Below are 6,346 nucleotides of genomic sequence, written 5' to 3'. Positions count from 1 at the left end.
GCGCCGGAGCCTTCGCCTCGCACCGCGCCGGTGGCTGCCCCCGTGCTGGCCGCGGCCGCTGCCGACGCGGCGCTGGCGCAGGCCCGCGGCCTGGCGCGCGAGACGATCGCCCGGCTCGACTGGCCCGGCCTGCGCGACGAGGTCGCGCAATGCCGCGCCTGCGCGCTGTGCGAGTCCCGCAAGCACACCGTCTTCGGCGTCGGCAACGAGCGCGCGCACTGGATGGTGGTCGGCGAGGCGCCCGGCGAGAAGGAGGACCTGCAAGGCGAGCCCTTCGTCGGCGCGGCCGGCCAGCTGCTGGACAGCATGCTGCGCGCGGTCGGCCTGGGGCGCGCCGAGGGCCCGCCGGAGCGGCAGGTCTACATCGCCAACACGCTGAAGTGCCGCCCGCCGCGCAACCGCAATCCGGATCCCGCGGAGCTCGCGCAATGCGAGCCCTTCCTGCAGCGGCAGATCGAGCTGATCCAGCCGCGCATCATCCTGGCGATGGGGCGCTTCGCGGTGCAGCAGCTGCTGCGCAGCCAGGAGCCGATCGGGCGCCTGCGCGGCCGCGTCCATCGCTACCAGGGCGTGCCGCTGATCGTCACCTACCACCCGGCCTACCTGCTGCGCAACCTGCCCGACAAGGCGCGCGCCTGGGAAGACCTCTGCCTGGCCCTGAAGACGCTGGACGAATCCCCGGCTCGTCCGGAGGCCGGCGGCGGGAGCGCCTGAATGGATGCGCCGGTGCCGCCCGTGCCGCCGGCAGGCCCGGCTTCCTCCGCCGCGGACCAGGCGGCGCAGTTCCGGCTGCTCGCCGACAACGTGCCGGTGCTGATCGCGGTCTTCGACGCCGCCACGCGCACCTGCCGTTTCGCCAACCGCCAGTACGCGCGCAGCTTCGGGCTGGACGAGGGCAGCGTGCTGGGCCGCACCTTCGCGCAGATCATCGGCGAGGACGCGGCCCAGGAGATCGAGCCCCATGTGCGCCGGGTGCTCGACGAGCGCGTCAGCGTCAGCTACGAACGGCGCCTGGAGCGCCGCGACGGCCGGCCGCACTGGATCGAGGTCAACCTGATCCCCTACCTGCCGCCCGGCGCGGAAGCGGTGCAGTCGACCTTCGTGCTGATCTCCGACATCACCCGCTTCCGCGAGGCCGAACTGGCGGTGCGCGAATCCGAGGACCGGCTGGCCAAGTTCATGGAAGCCTCGATGGAGGGCATCGTCTTCCACCGCGACGGCATCATGACCGACGTGAATCCGCCGCTGTGCGAGCTGGTGGGTTACTCGCTCGACGAACTGATCGGGCGGCCGGCGCTGTCGATGATCGCTGGCGACCAGATCGACACGGTGCGCGCGGTCATGGAGGCCGGCCAGGAGACCCGCTACCCGACCGCGATCCTGCATCGCAGCGGCGCGCGCATCGACGTCGAATTCATCGTCCGCACGCTGTGGCGCAACGGCGAGCGGCTGCGCATGACGATCGTGCGCGACCTGCGTCCCCACCTCGAGGCGCTGGCGCGCATCCAGCACCTGGCGCAGCACGACCCGCTGACCGGCCTGCTGAACCGCTCGACCTTCATGGAGCGGCTGCGCGAGCGCCTGTCCCAGGGCTCGGCGCGGCGGGCGGCGCTGCTGTTCATCGACCTGGACAACTTCAAGCGGGTCAACGACTCGCTCGGCCACCTGGAGGGCGACCGGGTGCTGCGCACCGTGTCCGAGCGCCTGCGCGGCGGGCTGCGCGGCAGCGACTTGGTGGCGCGCTTCGGCGGCGACGAGTTCGTCGTGCTGCTGGAGGATGTGCATCAGCGCAAGGACGTGCAGACGGTGCTGAACGCCTTGCTGAGCGTCGTCGAGGTGCCGGTGCAGGCGGACGGCCGCGACCTGTCGGTGACGCCGTCGATCGGCGTGGCGATGTATCCGGAGCACGGCGAGTCGCCCGAGGACCTGCTGCAGCATGCCGACACCGCGATGTACCTGGCCAAGACCGCCGGCCGCGCGACCTACCGCTTCTTCGAGCCGGCGATGGCCGAGAACGCCTATGCCGACCTGGTGCTGGAGAGCGAGCTCGCCCAGGCGCTGACGGCCGACGAGTTCGTGCTCTTCTACCAACCGCAGGTCGACGCGCGCAGCGGAGAACTGGTGGGCGCCGAGGCGCTGCTGCGCTGGCGGCATCCGCAACGCGGGCTGCTGACGCCGGACGCCTTCATCGTCGTGGCCGAGCGGCATCGGCTGATGCTGCCGCTGGGCGAGTGGGTGATGTACGAGGCCGCCCGGCAGGCGCGCGCCTGGCACGAGCGCGGCGTCGCGCCGGTGCCCATCGCCGTCAACCTGTCCAGCATGCAGTTCCGGCTGGCCAGCTTCTCCAAGTCGGTCGCCCATGTGCTGAAGACGGCCGGCGTGCCCGGCGAGTGGCTGGAGCTCGAGCTGACCGAGCGCATGCTGACCGACGAGATCGACCGCCTGCCCGAGCTGCTGCAGACGCTGCGCTCGCAGGGGCTGGCGATCTCGATCGACGACTTCGGCACCGGCTACACCGCGCTGAACCAGCTGACGCGGCTGCCGCTGGACAAGCTGAAGATCGACCAGAGCTTCGTCGCCGTGCTGCCGGACGACGCCGGCGCCGCGGCGATCACCCGCGCGGTGGTGCAGATGGCCAAGGGCCTGGGCCTGCGCATCGGCGCCGAGGGCGTGCGCAACGCGCGGCAATGGCATCTGCTGGCCGAATGGGGCTGCGACGAGCTGCAGGGCGAGGTCATCGCCACCGCGATGCCGGCTGACGAATTCGAAGCATGGCTGGCCCAGCGCGGCGAGCCCCGGCTTCCCAGGATCGACACATGACTTCCAAGACTCCCGACTCCGCCGGCCTGAATGGCGCGGCGTCCGCGGCGCATGGCGCGCCGGCTTCCCCGGCGTCCCACGCAACGGATCCGGCCATGACCGCCCTGCTGCGCGACGAGATCGCCGCCGCCGGCGGCTGGCTGCCCTTCGACCGCTACATGAGCCTGGCGCTGTACGCGCCGGGGCTGGGCTACTACGCCAACGCGCGCCGCAAGTTCGGCACGATGCCGCAGCAGGGCTCGGACTTCGTGACGGCGCCGGAGCTGTCGCCGCTGTTCGGCCGCGCGCTGGCGCGGCAGGTCGCGCAGGCGCTGGCGGTCAGCGGCACCGACACGGTGATCGAGTTCGGCGCCGGCAGCGGCGCGCTGGCCGAGCAGCTGCTGGAGGCGCTGGACGTCCTGGGGCAGCCGGTGACGAAGTACTTCATCGTCGACCTGTCCGGCAGCCTGCGCGAGCGCCAGGCCGAGCGGCTGGCGCGCTTCGCGCCGCGGGTCGAATGGCTGGACCGCTGGCCCGACGAGATCCACGGCGTGATGGTGGCCAACGAGCTGCTGGACGCGATCCCGGTCGACCTGGTGCGCTGGGACGGCCGGCAGTGGCTGCGGCGCGGCGTGGGCCTGGACGGGCAGGGCGGGCTGGTGTTCGTCGACCGCGCCGGCGACGCGCGCCCGCCGCTCCCGCCCGAGGAGGATGCCGGCTTCCTGCCGGGCACGGTGACCGAGATCCACCCGCAGGCCGAGGCCTTCGTGCGCACGCTGGCGGAGCGCCTCAAGCGCGGCGCGGCGTTCTTCATCGACTACGGTTTCCCGGAGTCGGAGTACTACCACCCGCAGCGCACCGGCGGCACGCTGATGTGCCACCACCTGCACCGGGCCGATCCCGATCCGCTGGCGCTGCCGGGGCAGAAGGACATCACCGCGCACGTGAACTTCACCGGCATCGCGCTGGCGGGCCAGGACGCGGGGCTGACGGTGCTGGGCTACACGAGCCAGGCCAACTTCCTGATCAACTGCGGCCTGGTCGACCTGATGGGCCAGGCCACGCTGGCGCAGCGCGGCATGGCCCACCGGCTGATCGCCGAGCACGAGATGGGCGAGCTGTTCAAGGTGATCGGCTTCGCGCCGGGCGAGGGCTTCGACGCGCTGGGGTTCAGCGCGGGCGATCGGTCTCACACGCTCTGAGCGCGGCCAGCCGCGCCGCGTGGATCGCCTGCCCGATCGCCGGCCCTTGCTTGCCGGCCGCCAACGCCGCTGCTGAAATCGCCGACTGGTCGACCGACTGCACCGCCTTCAGGTCGTGCAGCAGCGCGGTGCGCTGCGGGTAGGCGCGGTCCTGCAGGCCGGCACGGCCGCGCGCATCGCACTCGCAGGCCAGCAGCAGCTGTGCGAAGCGCTCCGGCCGGCGCAGCGCATCGCAACGCTCGATCAGGCGCAGGCGCGCCTCGGCGCTGAAGTCCAGGCTCTGGTGGACATGCGTGTGCTCGCGCGCCACCAGCTCGGCCAGTTCCTTGCAGTCCGACGGCACGCGCCAGCGCTGCGACAACGCGGCCGCCAGGGCCACGCCGCGCGCCTCGTGCTTCAGGTGGCGGGGCCATTCGGCCTCGGGCGTCGTGCCCTTGCCCAGGTCGTGGCACAGCGAGGCGTAACGCACCGGCAGCGGTGCGTCGACGCGCGCGCATTCCGCCAGCACCAGCAGCAGGTGGGCGCCGGTGTCGATCTCCGGGTGATGCGCCTCGGGCTGCGGGACCCCGAACAGCCGCGCCAACTCCGGCGCGATGCGCGCCAGCGCGCCGCAATCGCGCAGGATCTCGATCATCCGCGCCGGATGCCGCTCCATCAGCCCCCGGGAGAGCTCCTGCCAGACGCGTTCGGCGACCAGCGCGTCGGCCTCGCCGGCATCCACCATGTCGCGCATCAGCGCCATGGTTTCCGGCGCGACCGAGAAGTCCCCGAAGCGCGCCGCGAAGCGGGCCAGGCGCAGGATCCGCACCGGATCCTCGGCGAAGGCCGGCGACACGTGGCGCAGGATCCGCGCCGCGAGATCCCGCTGGCCGCCATAGGGGTCGATCAGCGAACCGTCTTCGGCCCGGGCCATCGCGTTGATCGTCAGGTCGCGTCGGGCTAGGTCCTGTTCGAGGGTGACGTCGGGGTCGGTGTGGAACTGGAAACCGTGGTATCCGGATCCGGTCTTGCGCTCGGTCCGGGCCAGTGCCACCTCTTCATGGGTCACGGGGTGCAGGAACACCGGGAAATCCTTGCCGACGGGCTGAAATCCCTTGTCGATCAAGGACTTGGGCGTGGCTCCGACCACCACCCAATCACGGTCCTGGACCGGCAGGCCCAGCAGGGCGTCCCGGACGGCACCCCCGACGAGATACATCTGATCACTCATGTTGCGGCGCAGCATCCCCAAGGTGTGGGGTGCTCATTTAGGCTGTGTCTCCGTATATTCACCAATGCCACCTGCACACCAGTGTCTGTTCAAACAGACCAGCTACCGAGAGAGACAGTTGTAGCCAGGCAGGTCGGGCAAGCAGTAGGGAGTTTATGAATGAAGTCTGTTCTCCTCCTCTTGCTGGGCGGAATTGGTCTGGCCGCTCAAGCGCAGGAATCCCCGGTCACGGACGCGAAGGCCGTCCATGTGGCCGCCGAGACGAGTTTCGTCTCGCAAAGCCAGTCGGCACCGGCCCAGCTGCCGGATGTCAATGAACAGGACGGCGCGGACCAGGTGCTGCCGTCGTTCGTGTCCGAGTCCCAGAACCAGGCCATGATGCTCGGCGGCTTGCTGGCCGCCGGCTTCCTGGTCCGCCGCCGCCGCGATCACTGATCCCGGCGGTCCACCTCGCCGCTTCCCGCCGCCTGCCCGCACAGGTGACCGGAAGCGGTTTTTCATGGGGCGGGCGGGTCGGCGGGCGTGTCAGGCCTTGAGCACCGGCACCGGTCCGCTGACGTCGCGATAGGGCTCCTCGAAGTCCAGGAAATCCTTCTCCGCGATCGCGTCGGCGATCCACTCGCGCACGCCGGGGGCCGCCTCCACGCGCGCCAGGTAGCCCTTGAGCGCCTCCGGCACCGGCAAGGCGTAGCGCGTCACCCGCATCACGACCGGCGCGAAGAACGCATCCGCCGCGCCGAACGCGCCGAACAGGAAGGGGCCGCCGCTTTGGGCGAGCGCGTCCGTCCACAGCTCGACGATGCGCGCCAGGTCCTTGCGCAGGCCGGCCTCGGAGGCCAGCAGCCGCGGCCCCACCGTGCTCAGGTCGGCGTCGATGTTCATCACGCACAGGCCGCGCAGCTGGCCGAAGCCGCTGTGCATCTCGGCGCACAGGCTGCGCGCGCGGGCGCGCTGGCGCGGATCGCTCGGCCAGATGCCCTTGTCGGGGAAGCGCTCGGCCAGGTACTCGACGATGGCCAGCGAATCCCACACCGCCAAACCTTCGTCGACCAGCACCGGCACCTTGCCGGTCGGCGTCGCCGCGCCGACTTCGCGGTAGAAGGCCGAATCCGGCGTGAAGTCGAAGCGCAGCACG

The 6,346-nt window shown here is 71.2% G+C and carries 6 protein-coding genes; 4 read left to right on the top strand and 2 right to left on the bottom strand.

Going from position 1 to position 6,346, the window contains the following annotated elements; all coding sequences use genetic code 11:
• The 3 genes from FUT87_RS12125 to FUT87_RS12115 all read left to right on the top strand — a co-directional run.
• On the top strand, positions 1-714 hold a 714-nt coding region (locus tag FUT87_RS12125), incomplete at its 5' end, for a uracil-DNA glycosylase family protein (protein ID WP_147241175.1).
• Positions 715-2,820: a bifunctional diguanylate cyclase/phosphodiesterase gene (locus tag FUT87_RS12120; protein ID WP_147241174.1), complete on the top strand. Its 2,106-nt coding sequence runs from the start codon at positions 715-717 to the stop codon at positions 2,818-2,820. It abuts the gene before it with no gap.
• 95 nt (positions 2,821-2,915) lie between these two features.
• On the top strand, positions 2,916-4,001 hold the full coding sequence (locus FUT87_RS12115) for a class I SAM-dependent methyltransferase (protein ID WP_147239776.1): 1,086 nt from the start codon (positions 2,916-2,918) through the stop codon (positions 3,999-4,001).
• Here FUT87_RS12115 and FUT87_RS12110 read toward each other — a convergent pair.
• Positions 3,970-5,211: a multifunctional CCA addition/repair protein gene (locus FUT87_RS12110; protein ID WP_147239772.1), complete on the bottom strand. Its 1,242-nt coding sequence runs from the start codon at positions 5,209-5,211 to the stop codon at positions 3,970-3,972. The two genes, FUT87_RS12115 and FUT87_RS12110, sit on opposite strands and share 32 nt — an antisense overlap.
• A 159-nt stretch (positions 5,212-5,370) precedes the next feature.
• On the opposite strand from FUT87_RS12110, the gene FUT87_RS12105 reads away from it, so the two are divergent.
• Positions 5,371-5,646, top strand: coding sequence for a hypothetical protein (locus tag FUT87_RS12105; RefSeq protein WP_147239771.1), 276 nt, complete (start codon positions 5,371-5,373; stop codon positions 5,644-5,646).
• A gap of 90 nt (positions 5,647-5,736) precedes the next feature.
• On the opposite strand, the gene FUT87_RS12100 is transcribed toward FUT87_RS12105, so the two are convergent.
• Positions 5,737-6,346: glutathione S-transferase C-terminal domain-containing protein (locus tag FUT87_RS12100; RefSeq protein WP_147241173.1), on the bottom strand; the 610-nt coding region annotated here is incomplete at its 5' end.

Source organism: Mitsuaria sp. TWR114 (assembly GCF_007997345.1).
This window is presented reverse-complemented; position numbering and strand designations above follow the sequence as displayed.